Genomic DNA, 23183 nt, shown 5'->3' with positions numbered 1-23183 from the left:
CGTAGAGGTTCAGCCTACTGAGTCGGCCTGGCGGCCCTTCCCGATCGAGACGATCCCGGCCTCGTACGCGATGATGACGAGGTGCACCCGATCGCGTGCGGACAGCTTCTGCAGCAGGCGTCCGACGTGGGTCTTCACGGTCGACTCCGAGAGGAAGAGGTCGCTCGCGATCTCGGTGTTCGATCGCCCGAGCGCGATGGCGGCGAGGACCTCACGCTCGCGCGGAGTGAGCAGGTGCGTCACATCCGTGTTCGTGGAGGGTGCGCTCGCCACGGTCGATTCGGCGAAGAGCTCGACGAGGCGACGCGTGACGCGCGGCGCGAGTGCGGCGTCGCCCGAGTGCACCGAACGGATCGCCGCGAGCAGTTCGGCGGGGCGGGCATCCTTCACGAGGAAACCGCTCGCTCCCGCGCGGAGCGCGGCGAACGCGTAGTCGTCGAGGTCGAAGGTCGTGAGCACGATGACGCGCGGACCGTCGGGTCGTGAGGTGATCTCCGCCGTCGCGGCGATTCCGTCGACGCCGGGCATCCGGACGTCCATGAGCACGACGTCGATCGGTGTCGTCCGCACGAGAGCGATGGCGCTCGCGCCGTCGGCCGCCTCTCCGACGACGTCGATGTCGTCGACGGCGTCGAGCAGCATGCGGAAGCCGATGCGGACGAGGGACTGGTCGTCGACGATCGCGATGCGGATCGGCGCGGTGTTCACGGGGCCTCCGGTGTCGTCGTGGTCGGGGGAACGGGGATGACGGCGTGCACGCGCCACCCGCGCGGAGTGAGCGCCCCGGCGACGAGCGTCCCGCCGTAGAGCGCGACACGTTCCCGCATACCCAGGATGCCGCGCTCGTGGCCGTCGCTCGTGCGGTCGGGCTGTGCGGGGCCGTCGTCGTCGACGGTGAGCTCGATGCTCTCGGCCGTGGCGCGGACGATGACGCTCACGTGGGCGACGCCGCGAGCGTGCCGCATGATGTTCGTGAGAGCCTCCTGCACGATGCGGTACACCGTGAGGGAGAGCGTCGTATCGGTCGGCGCCGCACCCGACCAGTTCAACTCGATCGGTAGGCCGGCACGGCGGGCGTCGTCGACGAGTTCGAGCACATCGCCCGCGCCCGGCTGCGGCGATCGCGCACTCGAGTCCTCGTCGGCCGACGAGAGCACCCCGAGCATGCGTCGCATCTCGCCGAGAGCATCGCGCCCCGTCTCGGCGACGTGCCGCATGGCCGACGCCGCTCGCTCGGCGTCGCGCTCGGTCGTCGAGGCGGCGCCCTCGGCGAGGGTCACCATGACCGTGAGGTTGTGCGACACGATGTCGTGCATCTCGCGGGCGATGCGCGATCGCTCGGCGGCCGTCGCGAGCTTCGCCTGCTGATCGCGCTCGTGCGCGAGATCGTGAGCGCGGCCGATAAGAGCGTCAAGATACCGCCGACGATTGCCGACCGTGATGCCGATGAGGGTGGCGATGAGCATGAAGATGGCGAACTGACTCGCCGAGGCGGGCGCCGTGGCACCGAAGGGTTCGACGTCGTCGACCCGGTAGAGACCGACGGTGAGCGCCGTCGCGACCCAGCCGACGACGACCGAGGCGCCGAAGCCGATCCAGGCCGATCGGGTCGATCGGTACACGCCGAGTCCATAGAGCGCGATGACGACGGCGACGAGGTCGACGGGGGCCGACGGCGCCACGGCGAGGCAGACGACCCACGCCGCCGACATCAGGAGCCAGGGGCGCGACCGGCGCGCAAGGGCGAGCACTGCGGTCACGGCGAGTGTCGCGATGACCGCGAGGGCGACGGCGTAGCCCGAGCCCGGCGTCGAGGCCGACTCCGCCGTCGAGGCGTTCGCGATGATGCCGATGAGACTCGGCACGCCGTAGAGACCGGCGATGAGTCCATCGGTGAAACGCGGGTGTCGTGCCCAGAACTGGCGGATGACGCCCGGGGGTTTCGGCAGCCGCAACTCACCCCCGACGGTCGGGCGACCGTCGGGGGTGAGTGAGCCGGAACGCATGGCTCGAAGCCTACGCGTCGCGGCGTTTCAGGAGCACGCCGCCGACGATGAGCGGAACCGCGGCCCAGATGCCGATGATGACGAGGTTCGCCGCCGTGCTGAGGTCGCTCGCCGTGAACCCGTTGAGTCCGAACGACGCGAGACCGGCGTTCATGAGGAGGTAGGGCTGCAGGTCCTGCAGCCACTCGACGGGGAGCATCATCAGGATGATCGGCAGCAGGATGATCGCGCCGATGGCCGCCGTGATCCCGCCGGCCGAGCTCCGCACGATCGTGCCGATGCCGAGTGCGAACACCGAGACCACAGCGAGGTACAGAGCGCTGCCGAGGAGGGGCACCCAGAGGTCGGGATCGGTGAGCGAGGCCGACACGCCGAAGCTCGAGAGGAACGCACCGCCGACGGCGTACGACGCGAGCGACGCGACGACGCCGAGGACGAACGCCGAGACACCGAGGACGATGGCCTTCGCGACGAGCACGGGGAGGCGCTTCGGTACGGCCGTGAAGCTCGAGCGGATCATGCCCGTCGAGAACTCGCCGCCGATGACGAGCACACCGAGCGTCGCCATCACGAGCTGGCCGAAGAAGACTCCGAACGTGGCGACCTGGAGCACGAGCGACGTCTGCTGCTCGGCGGGGATGCTCTCACCCTCGCCCCAGAACGTCGCACCCATGAGCGCGGCGAGCCCGATCGAGATCGCCACGTAGACGCCGAACGACCACCAGGTCGAGCGCAGGCTGAAGAACTTGATGCGTTCGGCGCGGAGCACTCCGCCGAACGAGAGCGTGGCCGAGGCGGGCAGGCTCGTGCGGGGTTCGGTGACGGTTGCGGTACTCATCGGGCGGCCTCCGTGCGGTATTCGACCGAGTCGTTCGTCAGGGCCATGTAGGCCTCTTCGAGCGACGCGGTCAGCGGGGTCAGTTCGTGCAGCAGGATGCGGTTGGCGAGTGCGGCCTCCGCGATGGTGGGGGAGTCGATGCCCGTGAACTCGAGCACATCGGCCTCGACCTGCGAGATCTGCACCGTCGAACCGGCGAGCAGCCCGATCAGTTCACCGGTCTGGGGCGTGCGGACGCGAACGCGCGTCGCGGCTCCTCCCGCGAGGACCTCGGAGACGGGTGCGTCGGCGATGATGCGGCCGCGCCCCAGCACGACGATGTGGTCGGCGGTCTGCGCCATCTCGCTCATGAGGTGGGACGAGAGGAAGACCGTGCGTCCTTCCGCGGCGAGCGAGCGCATGAGGCGTCGCACCCACAGCACGCCCTCGGGGTCGAGACCGTTGACGGGTTCGTCGAGGATGACGGTCGCGGGGTCTCCGAGGAGTGCCGAAGCGATTCCGAGCCGCTGTCCCATTCCGAGTGAGAAGCCGCCCACGCGCTTCTTCGCGACCGACTCGAGACCGGTCATCTCGATGACCTGGTGCACTCGTGCGACGGGGATGTTGTGCGTCGCGGCCATGGCGCGCAGGTGATCGAACGCGGTGCGACCGGTGTGCACGGCCTTCGCATCGAGCAGCGAGCCGACCTCGCGGAGGGGAGCGCGGTGTTCGGCGAACGGCTTGCCGTTGACCGTGACGCTTCCCGCGTTCGGGCGGTCGAGTCCGACGATCATCCGCATCGTCGTCGACTTGCCGGCGCCGTTCGGGCCGAGGAAGCCTGTGACCTGGCCCGGCCGCGCGGAGAACGTGATTCCATCGACGGCGACCTTGTCGCCGTAGCGCTTCGTGAGTTGTTGTGCGGTGATCATGCACTCGACGTTACGGACGACACCGCTGTCGGCACATCGGTCGGAAGTCGGGTCTCGGGTGCCCGGGGTGGTACCGCGGTACCACCCCGGGGGTGCCGTCAGCGCGCGTCGCGCTCCTGGGCGGCGAGGGCGCGTTCGACACCGGCGAGGTTCTCGACGATGAGGCGGCGGAGCGCGGGCGGCTCGGCGTTCGCCTCGAGCCAGGCGTTCGTCGCGTCGACGAGGGCCCGGTTCGCGAGCGGCGAGGGGTAGAGCCCGACGATGAGCTTCTCGGCGATCGCGTACGAGCGGTCCTCCCACACCGGCAGCAGCATGTCGAAGTACGGCTTCACGAACGGTGCGAGCAACTCGGGGTCGGCTGCACGCAGGAAACCGAGGGCCGTGGTGCGCACGATCGTGTTCGGTGCGGTGGAGACCTCGACGAGGGACGCCCACGCCGCGTGCTTGCCTTCGACGGTCGGGAGTGCGGCACGAGCGTGCGCGGCCGACTGCTGGCCCGTCGCGGTGTTGTCCGATGCGAGGCGTGCATCGATTTCCGCCTCGCCCGCGAGACCTCCGGCCACGAGGGCGATGAGGAGCTCCCAGCCGAGATCGGTGTCGACGTCGAGCCCGTCGAGGCTCACGGCACCGCTCAGGAGGTCTGCGACGACCGCGAGGTCGGACGACGACTCCGCGATGGAGGCGAACGCCTTGACGAACTGGAACTGGGAGTCGCTCCCGGCGTCCGCGGTGCGCGCGAGGGTCCACAGGGTGTCGGCGACCTCGCGCAGGGTCTCGTCGCGTCGCTCGGGCGTCGTGTACGCCGACGCGGCGAGCACGACCTGCGACAGCACGGTGCGGAGCGTCGTCGACTCGGTCTCGGTCGCGATGTTGCCGAGCACGAGCTTCACGAAGTCGCGCGCGGGCACCTCGGCGTCTCGCGTCGCATCCCACACGGAGCCCCAGACGAGCGAGCGGGCGAGCGGGCTCTCGAAGCCGGCGAGGTTCTCGATCGCGACCGCGAGGGATGCCTCGTCGAGACGGATCTTCGCGTAGGCGAGATCGTCGTCGTTCAGCAGCACGAGGTCGGGCCGGGCGAGGCCGACGAGCTCGTCGACGCTCGTGACCGCACCGTCGACGTCGAGCTCGACGCGGTGCGTCCGTGCGAGGCGTCCGTCGGTGAGCGTGTAGAAGCCAACCGCGAGGCGGTGCGGACGGAGGGTCGGGTACGCGTCGATCGCGGTCTGCTCGATGTCGAAGCGTGTGATCACTCCCGCGGCATCCGTCTCGATGACCGGGCGGAGGGTGTTGACGCCCGCGGTCTCGAGCCAGAGCGTCGCCCATGCCGAGAGGTCGCGGCCGCTCGCGGTCTCGAGTTCGACGAGGAGGTCGGAGAGCTCGGTGTTGCCCCACGCGTGCTTCTCGAAGTACGCGGCGACGCCCGCGAAGAACGCGTCGATGCCGACCCACGCGACGAGCTGCTTGAGCACTGATCCGCCCTTGGCATAGGTGATGCCGTCGAAGTTGACCTGCACGTCCTCGAGATCGTTGATCGTCGCGACGATGGGGTGCGTCGAGGGCAGCTGGTCCTGGCGGTACGCCCAGCTCTTCTCCATCGCGGCGAAGGTCGTCCACGCCTCGGTCCACTCGGTCGCCTCGGCCGTCGCGATCGTCGACGCCCACTCGGCGAACGACTCGTTGAGCCAGAGGTCGTTCCACCACTTCATCGTCACGAGATCGCCGAACCACATGTGCGCGAGCTCGTGCAGGATCGTGACGACGCGACGTTCGCGGATGGCGTCGGTGACCTTCGAGCGGAACACGTACGACTCGGTGAAGGTGACGGCTCCGGCGTTCTCCATGGCGCCCGCGTTGAACTCGGGCACGAAGAGCTGGTCGTACTTCTCGAACGGGTACGCACGACGGAACTTCTCTTCGAAGTAGGCGAAGCCCTGGCGCGTCTTCTCGAAGACGTAGTCGGCGTCGAGGTACTCGACGAGGCTCTTCCGAGCGAAGACGCCGAGAGGGATGACACGGCCGTCGCTCGACGTGAGCTCGCAACGCACGACGGCGTAGGGGCCGGCGATGAGCGCGGTGATGTAGCTCGAGATGCGGGGCGTCGGCTCGAACGCCCACGTCTTCGCACCGGGCGCGGCCTCCGTCGGCGGGGGAGTCGTCTGGTTCGAGACGACCTCCCAGTGCTCGGGCGCCGTCACGGTGAAGCGGAAGGTCGCCTTGAGGTCGGGCTGCTCGAACACGGCGAACATGCGCCGCGAATCGGGCACCTCGAACTGCGAGTAGAGGTAGACCTCGCCGTCGACGGGGTCGACGAAGCGGTGGAGGCCTTCACCCGTGTTCGTGTAGAGCGCGTCGGCGACGACGGTGAGCTCGTTCGAGGCGGCGAGGTCGTCGAGCGCGATGCGCACGCCGTCGGAGACGGACGGGTCGAGCACGACGCCGTTGAGGGTCACCGAGTGCACGGTGCGGGTGATCGCATCGATGAAGGTCGACGAACCCGGCGTCGCACTGAAGCGCACGGTCGTCGTCGAGCCGAACACCTCGTCTCCGCGGGTGAGGTCGAGGTCGACGTCGTAGCTCTCGACGGCGATGATGCCGGCGCGTTCCTGGGCTTCGACGCGGGTGAGATTCTCTCCGGGCACGGTCACTCCTTCGGTGTCATCGGCGGCTCGTGGCCGCACCCGATCAAGCTTAGGCGCGGCGTCTGACGGCGCCGCCCGTCGTGTTTGCCGAGAACGCATCTCTGGCAGGCATCCGCTTGACCGATGACATCGCCGGATGGCTCACGGAGCACTGGCCGGAGGTGTCGGCCGTCGCCCTCGACCACGCGACCCAGACGAACGAACCCGCCCGCTGCGCCACCCTCCTTCCCGTCCTCACCTCGATCCCCGGCCCGCTCGCGCTCCTCGAAGTGGGCGCCTCGGCCGGCCTCTGTCTCTTCCCCGATCGATACAGCTACCGCTACAGCGACGGCACGGAGCTCGATCCGCCGATCGGACCGAGCTCCGTCGTCATCGAGTGCGAGGTCGCGGGCGACGTGCCGCTGCCCGACCGGCTTCCCGAGGTCGTCTGGCGCCGCGGCATCGACCTGCACCCGCTCGACATCGCCGACGCGGATGACGTCGACTGGCTCGACGCCCTCATCTGGCCCGAACACGACGACCGCCGACGCCGTCTCCACGACGCCGTGGGCATCGTGCAGGCCGAGCCGCCGCAGATCGACACGGGTGATCTCGTCTACCGCATCGAGCAGACCATCGCGGAGGCGCCCGAGGATGCCACGCTCGTCGTCTTCCACGCCGCGGTGCTCGCCTATCTGCCTCGTGATCGACGCGCGCGGTTCGTCGAGCTCGTCCGGGAGAGCCGTGCTCGATGGATCAGCGCGGAGGCGCGGGGTATCGTGCCCGGCATCCCCGAGCCTGACGGAGGCGAAGCCGGTGACTTCTTGCTTGCGCTCGACGCCCGGCCGCTTGCCTTCGTGCAGCCACACGGGCGCGCGATCCGGTGGTCGGCGACTCCTTAGACTGGGCGCATGCGCATCCACATCGCGACCGATCACGCCGGCCTCGACTTCAGCACACACCTCATCTCGCACCTCGGTGCCGCCGGTCACGACGTCGTCGACCACGGGCCCGTCGAGTACGACGCGCTCGATGACTACCCCGCCTTCTGCATCAACGCCGCGCAAGCGGTCGCCGTCGACCAGGCCGCCGGAATCGAGGCCCTCGGGGTCGTTTTCGGCGGTTCAGGCAACGGTGAGCAGATCGCGGCGAACAAGGTGACGGGCATCCGCGCCGCACTCGTCTGGAACCAGAGCACGGCCGTGCTCGCCCGCCAGCACAACGACGCGAACGTCATCTCGATCGGTGCACGTCAGCACACGGTCGAGGAGGCGACGAGCTTCATCGACGCGTTCATCGCCGAGCCGTTCTCCGGTGACGAGCGCCACGCGAGGCGCATCGCTCAGCTGGCCGAGTACGAAGCCACGGGCGACATCGCCGGCAAGAACGTCGACCACCCCGCGCGCGGCTGACATGCCCGAAGGCCATTCCGTCCATCGCATCACGCGGCAGTTCGCACGCAACTTCGTCGGACACCGCGTCGAGGCGTCGTCGCCGCAAGGCCGATTCGCCGCGGGCGCGGCCGAGATCAGCGGCCGCACGATGATCGACGCGCGGGCGGTCGGCAAGCAGATGTTCCTCGAGTTCGACGATGACGTGTGGCTTCGTGTGCACCTCGGCATGTACGGGGCGTGGGACTTCGCCGGCGACATCCGTCTCGACGCCACGATCGCGAGCGCGAACGGGCGCATGGGGCAGACCAACCAACGCGGCACGATCCTCGACGCGCCGAATCCGGATGCCGTCGTGTTCGACGCCGACGGCGAGAACTCGCTGAGCTCGATCGGTGCGCCTCGCCGCACCCGGGTGCGGATGGCCGAGAGCGAGAAGGAGAACGACGCGCTCGCGGAGTTCCCGCCGCCTCCCATCGGTCAGGTGCGCGTGCGGCTGCTCACCGAGAACGTGTGCGCCGACCTGCGCGGCCCGACGGCGTGCGAGGTGCGCGATTCCGCCGAGGTCGAGGCGATCGTCGCGAAGCTCGGGCCCGACCCTCTGCTCGACGACTCGCCCGAGGCGGAGGAACGCTTCACGACCGTCATCCGGAAGAAGCCGACCCCCATTGGTCTGCTGCTCATGGACCAGTCGGTCGTCTCGGGCATCGGCAACGTCTACCGTGCCGAGATGCTCTTCCGCGCGAACCTCGACCCGCACACGCCCGGCAAGCTCGTGCCGGAGGAGACGGTGCGCGCGCTCTGGCACGACTGGGCGCACCTCTTGCGCATCGGTGTCGAGACAGGCCAGATGATGACGATGGACGGACTCGAGGGCGAGGAGTGGCGCCAGGCGATGGCGAACCGTGCCGATCGTCACTGGGTCTACAAGCGCGAGGGGCTGCCGTGCCGGGTGTGCGGCACGAACATCGTGCTCGAGGAGATGGGCGCCCGGAAGCTCTACTGGTGCCCCTCGTGCCAGCGCTGACATCGGAGGAACGATGAGACAGAACCCGAGCTTCACCCTCGCGAGCGAGGATGCCGTGAAGCGCGTTATCCGGGAGAACCCGTGGGCGACGATCGTCAGCCGCACGGATGCCGGCGAGCTCGTCGCCTCGCACTACCCGGTGCTCCTCGAAGAGACGGCCGAGGGCATCTCCCTCGTCAGTCACGTCGGTCGCCCCGACGAGCAGCTGCACGAGCTCGGACAGCACGAGGTGCTCGTCATCATCCAGGGTCCGCACGGCTACATCTCGCCGTCGTGGTACGACGCGAAGCCCGCCGTACCGACCTGGAACTTCGTGTCGGTGCACCTCTGGGGAACGCCCGAGATCCTGAGCGACGAGGAGAACCTCCGTGTGCTCGACGACCTCGTCGCCCACTTCGAGCAGAAGGTGCCGGAGCCCCGACTCATGAACGGCACGCCCGAGAACGCGGCCTACGCCGCCCGCATCTCGGCGGGAACGGTCGGTTTTCGTCTGCGTGTCGACCGTTTCGTCGGAAAAGACAAGATGAGTCAGAACCGACCCGCCGAGACCGTCGAACGCATCATCACCGAACTCGATGCCGGCAGTCCCTACGCCGACCCGCGTCTCGCCGACGAGATGCGCCGCGCGCGAGACGAGCGCACCCGGTGAGCGACCTCGTCCTCGCCGGGGTCCGCCGGCCCGGCGAGGAGACCCTCCTCGACGTCGTCGTCGATGCGGGGGTCGTGACAGCGATCCTGCCGGCGGGGTCGGATGTCTCGGGCGAACGCATCCCGGCCGACGGGCGGGTGATCGTGCCTGGCCTCTGGGACGAGCACGTGCACTTCAGCCAGTGGGCGCAAGCGAACGGACGGGTCGATCTCTCTGCGGCCAGTTCGGCAGCGGAGGCGGCGGCGATCGTCGGCGATGCAATCGCGCGAGGTCGACGCGAGATCATCGGCGCGGGGTTCCGCGACGGACTCTGGCCGGACGCGCCGGATCGCCCCGTGCTCGATGCGGCGAGCGGAGAGGTGCCGGTCGTGCTCGTGAGCGCCGACCTGCACTGCGTCTGGCTCAACAGCGCGGCTCTGCGACGCCACGGGTTCGCCGAGCACCCGACGGGCCTCCTGACGGAGGAGGACAGCTTCCGCGTCGTACGCACGCTCGAGGACATCGGCGACGAGGCGCTCGACGCACTCATCGACGACGCCGGTCGTGCGGCGGCCGCGCGCGGAGTCGTCGGCATCGTCGACCTCGAGATGCGCTGGAACCGCGACGACTGGCTGCGACGTCGCCGCGGCGGCTTCGACGCGCTGCGCGTCGAGTTCGGCATCTACACGCAGCACCTCGACCGCGCGATCGCCGACGGGATGCGAACGGGTGACGCGCTCGACGAACTCGTCACCGTGGGGCCCTACAAGGTCATCACCGACGGCTCGCTCAACACGCGCACCGCGTGGTGCTTCGACTCGTACGTGGGCCAGGACGTCGACCCGTACGGACTCTCGACGGTTCCTCCCGAGCGACTCCTGCCGCTCGTCCGCCTCGCGACCGAGAACGGTCTCGTGCCGGCCGTGCACGCGATCGGTGATCGGGCCAACGCGGCAGCCCTCGACGCATTCGCCGAGCTCGGCGTGGGCGGGCGCATCGAGCACGCGCAGCTCCTCCGCCGAGAGGACGTCGCGCGCTTCGCCGATCTCGGGATCACCGCGAGCGTTCAACCCGAACACGCCCTCGACGACCGTGATGTCGCCGAGCTGTACTGGTCAGGGCGCACCGACCGCGCGTTCATGCTCGCGAGCCTCGTCGACATCGGGGCCACCCTCGCGCTCGGCTCCGATGCGCCCGTCGCGCCGCTCGACCCGTGGGTGACGATCGCCGCCGCCGTCGGTCGCACGCGCGGCGATCGCGAGCCGTGGCATCCCGAGCAGTCGATCACACGAGAGGCGGCGCTCGCCGCATCGTCGCGGGGTCGTCGGTCCGTCTCCGTCGGGGATGCGGCGGATCTCGTGCTCGTCGACGCCGACCCGCTCACCGTGCCCCTCGCCGAGCTCCGCGAGATGCCCGTCGCGGCGACCTTCCTGGGTGGTCGGGCCACCTACAGCGCGCTGTAGCGGGGGATAACCCCCTTTCGCACTGGGTTGCCCGCCCGGTGGGAGCGAACGCCGCGCCACGAGAGTCTGAGAGGACGATCGACGCACGCGCCCCCGGGCCGCGTGAGAGTCGGCGCCGCGCACGGCAGAATGACCGAGGAGAACCATGTCGACCACGAGCACCGAACCCGCCCCGACCCGCCGAGGCTACGGCTCGCTGTGGCGCGGCGTACCGCGCGAGCTCGGCTTCCTCCTCCTGACGATGCCGATCGCCATCACCGGGTTCAGTGTCGTGATCACCCTGTTCCTCACCGGACTCGGCCTCATCGCCCTCGTGTTCGGCGTCTTCATCGTCGTCGCGGCACTGTACGCGGCGCGCGGTTTCGGAACCCTCGAGGTGATGCGCCTCGGCTGGGCCGGGCGAGCGCCGATCGCACGACCGGTGTGGGAGCCGCGCGATCGTTCGATCGGATTCTGGCGCGCTGTCTTCGGCCCCTTCGCCGACGGCCACTACTGGCTCTACCTCCTGCACACGGTCGTCGTCGCGCCCGTCATCAGCATCATCAGTTGGACCTTCGCGGTCGTCTGGCTCTCGGTCGGACTCGGCGGAGCGACGTTCTGGATCTGGGCACGCACGCTTCCCCGTGATGAGCAGAACGTCTGGCTGCATCAGGTGCTCCTCGACTTCTTCGTTCCCGGTCGCACCTTCACCGTCGATCCGATTCTCGGCGAGAGCATCCTTCAGTTCCTGCTCGGCGTCGTCTTCCTTCTCACCCTGCCGCTCATCACGCGTCTCTTCACGCTGCTCCACGACGTCGTCGCGCGCGGCATGCTGTCGTCGTGGCGTTCAGAGGCGCTCGAGCGCGAGGTCGCCGTATTGTCGGCATCGCGGGGTGCCGCTGTCCAGGCCGAGGACCGCTCGCTCCGCCGCCTCGAGCGAGACATCCACGATGGTCCGCAGCAGCGCCTCGTGCGTCTGCAGATGGACCTCGCCGCAGCCGAACGCAAGCTCGATTCCGATCCCGAGGCAGCCCGAGCGGTGCTCGCCGAGGCTCGAGGCCAGGCGAAGGACACCCTCGACGAACTCCGAGCCCTCTCGCGCGGCTTCGCGCCGCCGATCGTCCAGGACCGCGGTCTCGCCGCGGGTCTCGAATCCCTCGCCGCGGCATCCATCATCCCGGTCCGGCTCGAACTGTCGCTTCCCGACGGACGCCTGCCGGCGGAGATCGAACGTAACGTCTACTTCGTCGCGGCAGAGCTCATGACGAATGCGGCGAAGCACTCGGGCGCGACGGAGATACGCCTGCACGCGGCTCTTCGCCCGGTCGTCGGCGGAGCGTGGCTCGATGTGTGGGTGACCGACAACGGTCGCGGGGGAGCATCGCTCCGCGACGACCATGGACTGCGCGGGCTCGAGGAACGTCTCCGCGGACTCCGCGGAGTGCTCGTGATCGAGAGCCCGGTGGGCGGGCCCACCGTGATCGGCGCGCACGTGCCCCTCCCCGTCGGCTGAGTACGCTGAGGGGGTGCCGACCGATGCCCCCGCCCTGCGCCTCGTTCTCGCCGAGGACTCTCTGCTCCTTCGCGAGGGACTCGTCCGCCTCTTCGACGAGGCGGGATTCGAGACGGTCGCAGCGTACGGTGACGCCGATTCGCTCCTCGCCGAAATCGACGGCATCGCCCCCGACCTCGCGGTGCTCGATGTGCGGATGCCTCCCACGTTCCGCGACGAGGGCGTGCGTGCAGCGCTCGAGATTCGGAGGCGGTTGCCGAAGACCGGCATCCTCCTGCTCTCGCAGTACGTCGAGGGCACGTACGCACACGAGCTCCTCGCCGCCGGCGAGGGCGGCATGGGCTATCTCCTGAAGGACCGCGTCGCATCGCTCGAGGAACTCGAGGATGCCGTCGCGCGCGTGAGCGCCGGCGGAACCGTGCTCGACCCTCAGGTCGTGCGGGAGCTCCTCGCGCGTCGCGTCGACCCTGTCGCCGCCCTGACTCCGCGCGAGCGCGAGGTGCTCGAGCTCATGGCGGAGGGCCGCACCAACGGCGGTATCGCCGAACGGCTCTTCATCGGCGTCGGCGCCGTCGAGAAGAACGTCACGTCGATCTTCCAGAAGCTCGCTCTCGAGGACTCGGGCACCGATCACCGCCGGGTCCTTGCGGTGCTGACCTGGCTGCAGCGCTGACGACGCCTCAGCGCAGGTGCGCGATCGCGAGCGCCGCCGCCTTGAACTCCCGGATCCGCCTCTCGTAGGTCGCCGCGACGACGATGAGGAGCACGCCTCCGATGCCGAGCCAGATCCACCAGAAGACCGACTCATAGACGAGGGTGATCCACGGCCAGAGCTGAGCGACCGCGTGCACGATGAGCACGCCGCCTCCCAGCACGAAGGGCGCCTGGAGTTTGGCGCGAGCGCCGACGACGAGGAGCGCGAGTGCCACGACGCCGAGGACCGTGGCTCGCCAGAGCGTCGTGCCGGTGAAGTCGAGCAGGAGCGGCGGCACGAGCAGCAGGACGAGTCCGGGGGCGAGGAACGGCCAGCTCGACGCGTTCGGTCGCGCAGCGAAGAGGAGCCACCCGGCGATGAGCACCGGAAGGGCTCCGCTCACCAGCCACAGGTCGAAACCGGGCTCCGTCTCGGCGAGCGGCAGCTCGCGGATGCTCTGGATTCCTGTCGTGATCACGAGGGCCGGCGCCGAGATCGCGAGGGTGGCGAAGATGTACGGGGCGCGGATCGGTCCGCGCCGACCTGCCGCTGCCGCTCCGATCAGGAGGACGGCGGCAGTCGCGCTGATGATGAAAGGGCGTACGAGCTCATCGGGCTCGAGTGCCACGATCGATGCTCCGAACCCCAGCACGAGCGCGATCGCCCACAGCGCGACGGATTCGCGTCGCGTCGCGGGGCGGCGTGCGGCCCATGCGGTCGCCGCGAGACCGACGACCAACGGGATCGTCAGCCACTCGATCGGTCGGATCGATGTCGTGGCGAGTGCCGTGGCCGTCACGACGGCGCTTCCCCCGATCGCCGTCCACGCCGTGAGTCGTCCGAGTGGTGCACGCGACACCTCGACGGAGGCCGCGCCGAGGGCGGCGAGGAGCAGGGTCGCGAAGAGTGATCGCGCGATCGGTCCGCCCTCCACGGCGATGGCGGTCGACTCGCCGAGGACGAAGAGCACAGCACCCGCGACGACGAGCGCCGAGGAGGTGCGCGCGTGAACGGCCGTGTCGCTTCGCGCGAAGCCGACCGCTGCGACGCCCACGACCGCGAGACCGGCGAGCAGCCAGATGTCGTTCGGTTCTTCGCCGAACCAGGGGCCCGTCGCTCGGAGCGTCATCGCGGTGAGCACGACGGCGGCGCCGGCCGCTCCCGTCGCGAGCACGAGGGCGGCGTCGGCGGCGCGAGCACGCACCCACGTGCCGACGATGAGGAGGAGCGCACCGATCGATGCAGCGATGATGCCGCCCAGCGAATCTCGCTGCTCGATCACGAAGGGGAGGAGGGCGAGAACGCTCGCCGCGAAGAGGATGACGGCCGGGGCGGCAGCGTCGAGAGAGTACGACGACGTGCTCGCATCGCGCGGTGCGGCGTCGGCCGGGCTCGGGGTGCCCGTCTCTCGGCGACGTGCGCGTTCCGTGAGGGCGGCGATGACGGCGAGTGCTCCCGCGGGAGCGAGGGTCCAGGAGCCGAGCGAGTCGATGCCCTCTGAGCCGAGGCGCAGCCAGAGGCCGGCGGTGCCCGCAGCGAACGCCGCCCACACGAGATGCTTCCGCAACGACTGCGAGCCGAAGAGACCTGTGCGATCGGTCGCGGCGATGAGGAGCACGACGGCGAGGAGGATGAGGGCGATCGGAGGAGCGTCGGCGACGGCCGTCGACATGACGAGGCCGAGGACGACGGTGAGCGCGACGCCGATCTCGACGGCGATGCGCCGAACACCCGAGGCGTCGCGTCGAGCGAGCGCGAGTGCGCCGCCGGCCACGAGGATCGCCACGACCGATGGAAGGAGAGCACCGACGAGCGGCTCGGCGCTCAGAAGCTCGGCGAGGGTGAGACCGGCGAACGTCACGAGCGGCGCCACGGCGATGCCTGTCGCGATCGTTGCGGAGCGGCCGATCATCGTCGTGCCGGAGCGCAGGGCGATGAGTGCGCCGACTGCTCCGACGAGACTGCCGATCGCGACGCTGAGCGGCGTCGGCGAAGCGAAGGTCGCGACGTAGGCGAGCGGCAGGATGAGCGCGACACCGGTGAGCAGTACGGCACGCCGCTCGCGGTTCGACAGCGCCCGGCCGAGTCGCAGTGACGCGAGGAGGAGAAGCGCGGCGCTCGCGATCACGGCCGCACCGAGCCCCTCGGCCGTGCGGAAATCGGCACCGCGCGCGACGGGCGCGACGAGCAGTGCCGTGCCGGCGGCCTGCACGACGAACACGGTGAGAACCGTGGAGAGTACGACGGAGACGGCTGCAGTCGCGATGAATCGCGCGGCGTAGATCGCGAGCACGATGACGATCGTCGTCGCCCACCACGTGACGGCGTTCGCGAACGAGGCGAGCCACGCGCTGAAGGACGCCGCGATCGCGAGGGCGACCAGGGGAGCGGTCGCTCCGCGGGGCAGGCCTCCTCGACGAGCGAGTGCGGCGAGCGCCGCGAGTGCGATGACCAGGCCGGCCACCGTGATGCCGAGCGGCGTCTGCAGCAGAGCCGGAGCGCCGAGAAGCACGACGGCAGCGGCCCACGCCAGCCCCGTGCCCCGCGCGCGTGTCATTCCGCCGACGAACCAGAACACCGCAGCAAGCGCCACGGCGACAGCGAGTCCGAGCGTCGCCCACACGTCGGGCCCGAGGGGAGTACGTACCGGGTCGACGAGCGGCGCTCGCCAGAGCCTCTCGGCCCCGAGCAGCGTCTCGGCCCAGGCGGCGAAGGAGCGGCCGAGTGGTGCGATGAGGCAGATCACCGCGACGGCCGCCGCCCCGATCGAGGCGCTCACGGCGACGATTCTCGGTGCCGCGGGCCGGGTCCGCCGTGCGACGAGTTCGAGGGCCAGCGCGACGGCGACGGCTGCCGCAGGAGGCACGATCAGGGCGAACGACTCGTCACCCGTTCGAAGAGCGACGAACGCGGGAGCCGCGGACAGGGAAACGGCGCCGACGACGCCGGCGATCGCTGAGGTGACCGTCGTCAGGGGAGCTCCGCTGCCGAAGCGGAGGCCGCGCACGAGGAATGCGGCGGCGACAACGGTGACGATGCCGCCCGAGAGGATCGGTCCGGCGTCGTGGTCGGGGAACACCCACGGCGCGAGGGCTGAGGCGCCCACGAGTGAGGTCGCCCCGACCGCGTGGAGCGTCGATCGTTCGATGCCGAGAGACCGATCGCCACGACGGCCGAGCGCGAGGAGGGGATGGATGAGGGTCGACAGAGCTGCCGCCGCGAGGCCGGCGAACACGGCGAACATCCCGTCGCCGTCGACGAAGGACGACACCAGGACGCCGACGCCGATGGGCAGCGCGAGTGAGGCGGCGATGCTCGCCGCGCGCAGCCGCGACAGCCACGCCCAGCCGACGAAGGCGAGGCCGAGAACCGTGAGAGCTGCACCCCAGTACGTGCCGGCATCGGTCGTGCCCGCAGCGAACAGGTCGTTCGCTCGAGCCGCCCAGACATCGAGGAGCAGGAGGATGACGGCGAGCCAACCGATACCCTCGGCGGTCGCTTCGAGTCGTCGGCGCAATGCCGTCGAGATCGCGAGGGCGAGCAGCGTCAGGATGCCGATGACGACCGCGCGCATGACGAGACCACCGGTGATCCACGCGACCGTCAGGAAGAAGACGGCAGCCACACCGACGAGTACGACTCCGGCGAGGAGGAGGACGACCTGCACGCTCGAGCGTCGGCGTCGAGGTTCATCGCCCGCGGCATCCGTTCGTTCGGTGGGCAGGACGGGCGCAGCGAGAGGTGCCGACGCGGGAGCCGGGACGGGGGAGGCATGCGGGGCGGAAGGAACAGGAGCGAGGAGGGTAGGCGGAGCGACGACCGGTGCCGGTGCCGGAGCGGGAGCGGGCGCGGGAGGAGCCACCGGGCGTTGCGCCGCCGCACGCTGCTCCGCTCGCATCGTGCGGATCAGATCGGAGCGTTCGAGGAGCGCGCCGGCCGACTCCTCGGAGAGGCGGAGGAGTTCGTGGGCGCGGGGGCCGCTGAGGTCGAGGCCGCATAGCGAGCACACGGCGCTCGTCAGCGGAGTGAAGCAGGCGGGGCAGCGACGTGGATCGATGAGATCGTCGGTCGATCGAGGCCAGAGCCCTGCGTCGAAACCTTCTGAGTGCGCTGCCATGCCCCTGCCCCCTTGTTGCCTGGGGACTCAGCGTATCGAGCGGCGTCGCCGATTAAAAAGAAGCGGCGCGTTCTGTGGAGAACGCGCCGCTCGTCAGTGGTGTGGAGGTCAGCTGACCGCGATGTGGGAGAAGAGGAACCAGCGGTCCTTGTCGAGTCCCTGGCGGATCGCGATGGCGATGTCCTGGCTCGAGGGGTCGAGCTGCTCGAGACCGGAGATGGCCTCGTCGACCTTGGCGATCGTGACGTCGATCTGAGCGATCACCTCGGCGATCGTCTTCTCCGACGTCTTGAAGCCGGCCGTCGGGGTCGTGCCCGTGGTCTTCTCGGCGACGGTCGCGAGGCGTCCGTCGATCGGCAGACCCAGAGCGACGACGCGCTCGGCCGCGAGGTCGGAGAAGTCCTGCGCGTGCTCGACGACGACGTCGAGGAACTCGTGGACGCCGATGAAGTTCGCGCCGCGCACGTGCCAGTGCGCCTGCTTGCCGTTGACGGCGAGAGCGATGAGCTCCTGCACGATGGGGGTGAGGAACTGTGCGACGCCGGCAGCGACATCGGGGTTCGATACGGCCTGGGGGGCAATCTGGGTGTCGGTCATCGTGTGCACCTTTCCTTGTCTCTACGTTCTCTCGGTGATGACAACGCTACGCCGGTGACATTTATTCGCAAGCAAGATAAGGCTCCGCTCACCCGTATGACAAGGCGAGTCGCCGTATGACGGGTGCATGAATCGACGAGTCGCCCTAGTGTCGAATGAACGGCGCGACGATGCGCCAGGGAAGGACGGACCATGGCACACCTCGAACTGGCTCGCGAGTATCTCGAACTGCGCGAGGCGAACGGACACCCCAGCCCGCCCGATGCCGAACATGCGGCGATCGAGCTCACGCGCGATCACTCCGAGGAGGAGCTGCGCGGCCTCATCAAGGAGGAGCGCAACGTCCTCGAGGGCGAGTGAACGACGCTCACCCTGATGTGACGCGAACGGGGGCACGCGTCATCCGCCCCCGCCAGCCGCGTCGAACCGCCCCACCGTCTCGGCCTCGGTAGGCTCGGCTGGGGCGGTTCGACCGCCGCGACGATGCTGGAGGGTTGTATTGGCGGGGTTCACTGACGACGATGTCATCGCGTGGTTCGACCGGCTGGTCGGGGCGGTTCCCTCCGCCGGCGCTCGCCGAGTCGAAGCGCCGACGAGCGTCATGTCCTTCGACGGTGCGGCGGGCCTCGCCCAGTTCGCGCGCGGGATGGACGTCGTCTCCCCGGATGCCGCGGAATTCAGCGCACGCCTCGCTCTCGTGCCCCTCGTGCACGTCGCGATGTCGGCGCGACTGCAGACGCCCCTGACGACGAGCCGCACCGAGCGATGGATCGCCGAGGAGTCGGAGGGCGCCATCATCTTCGGCGCCCAGAACCGCGGGGGAGTGATCTGTCGACAGGGTGAGAACGCCGCGGTCATCGCGCCCGGGCGCTCGACGCTCCTCCTGACCGACGTGCCCTTCGTCATGGAGCACCCCGGCGTGACCGAGCCCGTGGGCCTCCAGGTTCCGCTCGAGCTCCTGGGCGTCGCCCGCGACGAACTCGTAGCCGTCGCCGCTCTCCCTCTTCCCGACTCTCCCTTGACGCGCGCGACTCGCACCTTCGTCAACCACTTCGTGCACGAGGCGGTCGTCGACGGCACGGCCGGCGACGTCGCCGACGTCGAACTGGCCGTCCTCGACCTGGTGCGCGCGACCGTCGCTCAGGCCGTCGGCCGTGCGCGACGCCTGGAGGACCGTACTCTCTACGTCCGCTCGACGGTGCGCGACCTCATCGAGCGCCGGCACCGGTCTCCCGAGTTCTCGGTCGACTCGATCGCACGCGCTCTTCACCTCAGCCGTCGCCAGCTCTACCGGTACTTCAGTCCCGACGAAGACGGGCTGGCCGACCTCATCGCCGAGCGGCGCATCGAGTCGGCCCGCCGCCTGCTGCTCGATCACCCTCACGCGCCGATCGGCGAGGTCGCCGCGTCGACGGGCTTCGCCAACGCGAACACCTTCCGCTCTCAGTTCGTCCGCCGCTTCGGCGTGACACCGACCGAGTACCGCCGCGAACCGAACGTGGCCGAACGGTCGGCGTGAGCCCGGGCGACGCCGGAGCACCCCGAAGGAACAGATCATGGCTGAAGCGAAGACCGGACCGACGGATGCCGATGTCGAGGCGTTCCTCGCCTCGGCCGCCACGCCGCGGAGACGAGACGAAGGCGCTCGACTCGCGGAGATCTTCCATGAGGTGACGGGCACGGACCCCGTGATGTGGGGTCCGACGATGGTCGGCTACGGGAGCTTCCGATACATCTCCGCCGCGAACCCGCGAACCCGTGGCACCTGGCCGAAGACCGCGTTCTCGCCTCGCAAGGCGCAACTGACGTTCTACGGCCTCAAGGATCTGCCCGACGGAGCCGCGCTGCTGCCGAGACTCGGCACCTACACCGAGGGAGCCGGCTGCATCTACGCGAAGAAGCTCGACGATCTCGACCTCGACGTGCTGCGCGAGCTCATCGCGATCGCCTGGTCGCGCGGCGACGATCCCGAGCCTGCCTAACAGCGCGCACGAGCTATGACCCCGCAGAGAGCGTGGGGGAGAAGCCGATCTGGAGGGGCTGACGAGAATCGAACTCGCATCATCTGTTTGGAAGACAGAGGCTTTACCACTAAGCTACAGCCCCGAATTTCTCCGGAGAGAAATCGGTCGTGGCCCGCGAACGGGCACTCGAACATCCTAATACAGGATGAGCGCTTCATCGTGCACGGCCATCGCGCGCGTCATCCGTCGGCATCGGTGATCGCTCGCGAGGCGTGCCACTAGACTTGCCGAGTTCCCGCCCTGGTCGGCGGAACACCGGGTCGCAGAGCCGACTCGGGGCGTAGCTCAGCTTGGCTAGAGCGCCCGCTTTGGGAGCGGGAGGTCGCAGGTTCGAATCCTGTCGCCCCGACCACGATCGGGGTCGGGCGTGTTCGCCCGTGGCCGAACACCGTCTCATTCAGGTGTCACACGACGCCATCACGATAGGCTGATCACCATCGATCGGTTCCCATCGATTGGGCTGTCGCGCCCGGGTCAACTACGCTTGTCCGGGTTTAGTTTGGCGCTGCATTTTCGAATCCTGTCGCCCCGACCAGCAGCCCGACTCGCCACGAACTTCCACCAAACAGGAGATCTTCCCCATGCCGACTACTTCGGTTGAGAAGCTGAGCCCGACGCGCGCCAAGCTCACCATCACGGTGACGCCCGAAGAGCTGAAGCCCAGCATCACCCACGCCTACGGCCACATCGCCGAGCAGGTCAACATCCCCGGATTCCGCAAGGGCAAGGTTCCGCCGCCCATCATCGACCAGCGCGTCGGTAAGGGTGCCGTTCTCGAGCACGCGGTCAACGAGGGCCTCGACGGCTTCTACCGCGCCGCGATCGCCGAGCACGGCCTGCGCGCCCTCGGTCGCCCCGAGGCAGACATCGTCGAGTGGCCGAGCGACAAGGACTTCTCGGGAGACCTCCTCCTCTCGATCGAGGTCGACGTCCGCCCCGAGATCGAGCTCCCCGACTACTCGGGCGTCACGCTCACGGTCGACGCGGCAGAGATCGCCGACACCGAGGTCGACGACGAGCTCGACCGTCTCCGCAGCCGTTTCGGAACGCTCATCACGGTCGACCGCGCCGCGAAGACCGGTGACTTCCTCACCATCGACCTCACCGCCAAGATCGGTGACAACGAGGTCGACTCCGCGAGCGGAATCTCGTACGAGCTCGGCTCGGGCGAACTGCTCGAGGGCATCGACGAGGCGCTCGACACGCTCTCGGCCGACGAGACCACGACCTTCAACTCGGAGCTCCTCGGTGGCGACCACGCCGGCGAGACCGCCGAGATCACGGTGACCGTCACGGCCGTCAAGGAGCGCGAGCTCCCCGCAGCCGACGACGACTTCGCTCAGATCGCGAGCGAGTTCGACACCCTCGACGAGCTTCGTGCGAGCCTCGCCGAGCAGGTCGCCACGTCGAAGACCTTCGGTCAGGGTGCACAGGCCCGCGACCTCCTCGTCGAGAAGCTCCTCGAGCTCGTCGAGATCCCCCTCGCGCAGTCGGTCATCGACGACGAGGTGCACCGTCACCTCGAGGGCGAGAACCGTCTCGAAGACGACGAGCACCGCGCAGAGGTCACCGAGGCGAGCGAGAAGAACTTCCGCACGCAGATCCTGCTCGACGCCGTCGCCGAGGCCGAGAAGGTCCAGGTCAGCCAGGAAGAGCTCACCCAGTACCTCGTGCAGGGCGCCTCGCAGTACGGCATGAGCCCGAACGACTTCGTCCAGGCGCTCAGCGAGAACGGCCAGATCCCGGCGATGGTCGGCGAGGTCGCGCGCAACAAGGCCCTCGCGATCGCGCTCGGCAAGGTCACGGTCGTCGACTCCGACGGCAAGGCCGTCGACCTGTCCGACTTCACCGCAGTCGTCGCCGACGATGAGGCGGATGACGCCGACGAGGCCGCCGCCGAGGCCGAGGTGACCGAAGAGGTCGTCGAAGAGAAGCCCAAGAAGAAGGCTCCCGCGAAGAAGAAGGCTCCTGCCAAGAAGGACGCCGACTCCGAGTAGTCGTACTTCACGCGAAGGCCCCCGATCAAGTCGATCGGGGGCCTTCGTCGTGAGATCGTTCAGCGCGCGAGCATCGCGTCGATCGCCTGATCGGATGTCGAGTGGGTGAAGCGGAATCCGTCGCCGAGCAGGCGGGCCGGCCGCACCTTCTGGCTCGCGAGGAGCAACTCGTCGGCGGCGTCGCCGAGGACGACCTCGAGGAGTCGCTCCGGTACGGGGATGAGGTACGGCCGATGCATCCGCCTCGCCAGTTCGCTCATGATCGCATCGGCGGTCGCCGGGTTCGGTCCGACGAGATTGACCGGGCCGCTCAGCGTCGAGTCGAGGAGGTGCACGATCGCGCGCACTTCGTCCTCGATGCTGATCCACGGCCAGTGCTGACCGCCCGTGCCGAGACGGCCCGAGACGCCGAGCTTCGTCAGCAGGCGCACGGGCTTCATGGCGCCGGCGTCGCCCACGACGACCCCGGTGCGGAAGGTGACGACACGGGTATCGCTCGGGGCGAGGGCCGCGGTCTCCTCCCAGCGCAGCGTGACGTCGGTCAGGAACGACTCGCCGTGCGACGAGTACTCGGTGAGGAGCTCGCCCGGTCGATCTCCGTAGAAGCCGACGGCCGAACCGCTGAGGAAGACCGACGGCGGGTTCGCCGCCTGACGCATCGCATCGGCGAGCGTGCGCGTCGCCGTCACTCTCGATTCGAGGATCTCGCGTCGGTACTTCTTCGTCCAGGGCAGTCGAGAGATCGACGCGCCCGACAGGTTGATGACGGCGTCCGCGTCATCCATCGCCCGGAAGTCGAGGATGCCGGCGGCCGGCGACCAGTTGACCTCGTCGGGAGCGGTCGTCTGATGCCGCACGAGGCGAGTGACCTCGTGGCCCTCGGCGCGCAGCTTGTCGACGAGAGCCGTTCCGATGAAGCCCGAGGCTCCGGAGATCAGGATGCGCACGGGCTACGCGAGCTCCGCTTCGATGGTGATCGAGATGCCGGCGAGAGCCTGCGAGATCGGGCAGTTCGCCTTGGCGTCGTTCGCGAAGGTCTGGAACTCGTCCTCCGAGAGGCCGGGCACGCGAGCCGCGACGAGGAGGTGGGAGCCGGTGACGCCCTTGCCGGGTTCGAACGTCACGGCGGCGGTGGTCTGGATGCTCTCGGCGGTATGTCCTGCCTGAGCGAGCGCGTGCGAGAGCGCCATCGAGAAGCAGGCCGAGTGGGCCGCGCCGAGCAGTTCTTCGGGGTTCGTGGTTCCGGCGTCGCCCTCGGCGCGCGCCTTCCAGTTCACGGGGAACGATGCCGCCTTCGACGAATCGAGGGCGACGGTGCCCGAGCCTTCGAACAGGGTGCCGGTCCAGACCGTTGTCGCTTCGCTCGTGATTGCCATGGGGTCC

The 23183-nt window shown here is 69.1% G+C and carries 20 protein-coding genes and 2 tRNA genes; 12 read left to right on the top strand and 10 right to left on the bottom strand.

Annotation, left to right across the window (positions count from 1 at the left end):
• Nucleotides 1-9: 9 nt before the first annotated feature.
• The 5 genes from BJ972_RS05170 to pepN form a co-directional block, all read right to left on the bottom strand.
• Nucleotides 10-708: a response regulator gene (locus BJ972_RS05170; protein WP_206736484.1), complete on the bottom strand. Its 699-nt coding sequence runs from the start codon at nt 706-708 to the stop codon at nt 10-12.
• Nucleotides 705-2006 carry a sensor histidine kinase gene (locus tag BJ972_RS05165; protein WP_129172750.1) on the bottom strand — a complete coding sequence of 434 codons (1302 nt, stop codon included), beginning with the start codon at nt 2004-2006 and terminating at the stop codon, nt 705-707. Before BJ972_RS05165 ends, BJ972_RS05170 begins: the two co-directional genes overlap by 4 nt.
• Nucleotides 2007-2016: 10 nt before the next feature.
• Nucleotides 2017-2844 (bottom strand): ABC transporter permease subunit, encoded by an 828-nt coding sequence (locus BJ972_RS05160; protein WP_129172749.1) that lies wholly within the window; start codon nt 2842-2844, stop codon nt 2017-2019.
• On the bottom strand, nt 2841-3752 hold the full coding sequence (locus BJ972_RS05155) for an ABC transporter ATP-binding protein (RefSeq protein WP_129172748.1): 912 nt from the start codon (nt 3750-3752) through the stop codon (nt 2841-2843). Before BJ972_RS05155 ends, BJ972_RS05160 begins: the two co-directional genes overlap by 4 nt.
• 98 nt (nt 3753-3850) lie before the next feature.
• Nucleotides 3851-6391 (bottom strand): aminopeptidase N, encoded by a 2541-nt coding sequence (gene pepN / locus BJ972_RS05150; RefSeq protein WP_129172747.1) that lies wholly within the window; start codon nt 6389-6391, stop codon nt 3851-3853.
• Between the two features lie 116 nt (nt 6392-6507).
• Between pepN and BJ972_RS05145 the strand changes: the two genes are divergently transcribed.
• The 7 genes from BJ972_RS05145 to BJ972_RS05115 all read left to right on the top strand — a co-directional run bounded on the left by BJ972_RS05145 (nt 6508) and on the right by BJ972_RS05115 (nt 13044).
• Nucleotides 6508-7272 (top strand): DUF2332 domain-containing protein, encoded by a 765-nt coding sequence (locus tag BJ972_RS05145; protein ID WP_164989874.1) that lies wholly within the window; start codon nt 6508-6510, stop codon nt 7270-7272.
• A 9-nt stretch (nt 7273-7281) separates the two neighbouring features.
• Nucleotides 7282-7782 (top strand): ribose-5-phosphate isomerase, encoded by a 501-nt coding sequence (locus BJ972_RS05140; RefSeq protein WP_129172745.1) that lies wholly within the window; start codon nt 7282-7284, stop codon nt 7780-7782.
• Between the two features lies 1 nt (nt 7783).
• Nucleotides 7784-8788, top strand: coding sequence for an Fpg/Nei family DNA glycosylase (locus tag BJ972_RS05135; RefSeq protein ID WP_129172744.1), 1005 nt, complete (start codon nt 7784-7786; stop codon nt 8786-8788).
• A 13-nt stretch (nt 8789-8801) separates the two neighbouring features.
• Nucleotides 8802-9437 carry an FMN-binding negative transcriptional regulator gene (locus BJ972_RS05130; RefSeq protein WP_129172743.1) on the top strand — a complete coding sequence of 212 codons (636 nt, stop codon included), beginning with the start codon at nt 8802-8804 and terminating at the stop codon, nt 9435-9437.
• Nucleotides 9434-10879, top strand: coding sequence for an amidohydrolase (locus BJ972_RS05125; protein WP_129172742.1), 1446 nt, complete (start codon nt 9434-9436; stop codon nt 10877-10879). Before BJ972_RS05130 ends, BJ972_RS05125 begins: the two co-directional genes overlap by 4 nt.
• A 145-nt stretch (nt 10880-11024) precedes the next feature.
• Nucleotides 11025-12371 (top strand): sensor histidine kinase, encoded by a 1347-nt coding sequence (locus tag BJ972_RS05120; protein WP_129172741.1) that lies wholly within the window; start codon nt 11025-11027, stop codon nt 12369-12371.
• Nucleotides 12372-12384: 13 nt separating this feature from the next.
• Entirely contained in the window at nt 12385-13044 is a 660-nt protein-coding gene (locus BJ972_RS05115) for a response regulator (RefSeq protein ID WP_129172740.1), read from the top strand.
• A gap of 7 nt (nt 13045-13051) precedes the next feature.
• Here BJ972_RS05115 and BJ972_RS05110 read toward each other — a convergent pair whose 3' ends face one another.
• Together BJ972_RS05110 and BJ972_RS05105 are read right to left on the bottom strand one after the other, a co-directional pair.
• On the bottom strand, nt 13052-17182 hold the full coding sequence (locus tag BJ972_RS05110; RefSeq protein ID WP_129172739.1) for an SCO7613 C-terminal domain-containing membrane protein: 4131 nt from the start codon (nt 17180-17182) through the stop codon (nt 13052-13054).
• 108 nt (nt 17183-17290) lie between these two features.
• The gene (locus tag BJ972_RS05105) at nt 17291-17779 is read right to left on the bottom strand and encodes a Dps family protein (protein WP_129172738.1); all 489 of its coding nucleotides are present in this window, start codon (nt 17777-17779) and stop codon (nt 17291-17293) included.
• Between the two features lie 192 nt (nt 17780-17971).
• On the opposite strand from BJ972_RS05105, the gene BJ972_RS05100 reads away from it, so the two are divergent.
• The 3 genes from BJ972_RS05100 (at nt 17972) to BJ972_RS05090 (ending at nt 19761) form a co-directional block, all read left to right on the top strand.
• Nucleotides 17972-18139, top strand: a complete 168-nt coding sequence (locus tag BJ972_RS05100) for a hypothetical protein (RefSeq protein ID WP_164989873.1) — start codon at nt 17972-17974, stop codon at nt 18137-18139.
• Nucleotides 18140-18278: 139 nt separating this feature from the next.
• Nucleotides 18279-19298 (top strand): AraC family transcriptional regulator, encoded by a 1020-nt coding sequence (locus BJ972_RS05095; protein ID WP_129172737.1) that lies wholly within the window; start codon nt 18279-18281, stop codon nt 19296-19298.
• Between the two features lie 37 nt (nt 19299-19335).
• Nucleotides 19336-19761, top strand: a complete 426-nt coding sequence (locus BJ972_RS05090; RefSeq protein WP_129172736.1) for a DUF1801 domain-containing protein — start codon at nt 19336-19338, stop codon at nt 19759-19761.
• Between the two features lie 50 nt (nt 19762-19811).
• On the opposite strand, the gene BJ972_RS05085 is transcribed toward BJ972_RS05090, so the two are convergent.
• Nucleotides 19812-19885: transfer RNA gene (locus BJ972_RS05085), tRNA-Gly, on the bottom strand.
• Nucleotides 19886-20077: 192 nt separating this feature from the next.
• Here BJ972_RS05085 and BJ972_RS05080 point away from each other — a divergent pair.
• Both BJ972_RS05080 and tig read left to right on the top strand, forming a co-directional pair.
• A tRNA-Pro gene (locus BJ972_RS05080) sits at nt 20078-20155 on the top strand.
• A 229-nt stretch (nt 20156-20384) separates the two neighbouring features.
• Entirely contained in the window at nt 20385-21800 is a 1416-nt protein-coding gene (tig, locus tag BJ972_RS05075; RefSeq protein ID WP_129172735.1) for a trigger factor, read from the top strand.
• Between the two features lie 59 nt (nt 21801-21859).
• Here the strand turns inward: tig and BJ972_RS05070 are convergent, their stop codons facing one another.
• A complete protein-coding gene (locus tag BJ972_RS05070) occupies nt 21860-22747 on the bottom strand; it encodes a TIGR01777 family oxidoreductase (protein ID WP_129172734.1) in 888 nt (295 codons plus the stop codon).
• Between the two features lie 3 nt (nt 22748-22750).
• On the bottom strand, nt 22751-23176 hold the full coding sequence (locus BJ972_RS05065) for an OsmC family peroxiredoxin (protein WP_129172733.1): 426 nt from the start codon (nt 23174-23176) through the stop codon (nt 22751-22753).
• Between the last annotated feature and the right edge of the window lie 7 nt (nt 23177-23183).

This window comes from Agromyces atrinae, from assembly GCF_013407835.1.
Lineage (GTDB): Bacteria > Actinomycetota > Actinomycetes > Actinomycetales > Microbacteriaceae > Agromyces > Agromyces atrinae.
The sequence above is the reverse complement of the archived record's forward strand: the minus strand, read 5'-3'. Positions and strand labels throughout refer to the sequence as shown.

Coding starts and splice junctions, on each gene's coding strand:
- BJ972_RS05165 (WP_129172750.1), bottom strand. CDS start 2,006: ATGCGTTCCGGCTCACTCACCCCCGACGGTCGCCCGACCGTCGGGGGT.
- BJ972_RS05160 (WP_129172749.1), bottom strand. CDS start 2,844: ATGAGTACCGCAACCGTCACCGAACCCCGCACGAGCCTGCCCGCCTCG.
- BJ972_RS05155 (WP_129172748.1), bottom strand. CDS start 3,752: ATGATCACCGCACAACAACTCACGAAGCGCTACGGCGACAAGGTCGCC.
- BJ972_RS05140 (WP_129172745.1), top strand. CDS start 7,282: ATGCGCATCCACATCGCGACCGATCACGCCGGCCTCGACTTCAGCACA.
- BJ972_RS05135 (WP_129172744.1), top strand. CDS start 7,784: ATGCCCGAAGGCCATTCCGTCCATCGCATCACGCGGCAGTTCGCACGC.
- BJ972_RS05130 (WP_129172743.1), top strand. CDS start 8,802: ATGAGACAGAACCCGAGCTTCACCCTCGCGAGCGAGGATGCCGTGAAG.
- BJ972_RS05120 (WP_129172741.1), top strand. CDS start 11,025: ATGTCGACCACGAGCACCGAACCCGCCCCGACCCGCCGAGGCTACGGC.
- BJ972_RS05110 (WP_129172739.1), bottom strand. CDS start 17,182: ATGGCAGCGCACTCAGAAGGTTTCGACGCAGGGCTCTGGCCTCGATCG.
- BJ972_RS05105 (WP_129172738.1), bottom strand. CDS start 17,779: ATGACCGACACCCAGATTGCCCCCCAGGCCGTATCGAACCCCGATGTC.
- BJ972_RS05100 (WP_164989873.1), top strand. CDS start 17,972: ATGGCACACCTCGAACTGGCTCGCGAGTATCTCGAACTGCGCGAGGCG.
- BJ972_RS05090 (WP_129172736.1), top strand. CDS start 19,336: ATGGCTGAAGCGAAGACCGGACCGACGGATGCCGATGTCGAGGCGTTC.
- tig (WP_129172735.1), top strand. CDS start 20,385: ATGCCGACTACTTCGGTTGAGAAGCTGAGCCCGACGCGCGCCAAGCTC.
- BJ972_RS05065 (WP_129172733.1), bottom strand. CDS start 23,176: ATGGCAATCACGAGCGAAGCGACAACGGTCTGGACCGGCACCCTGTTC.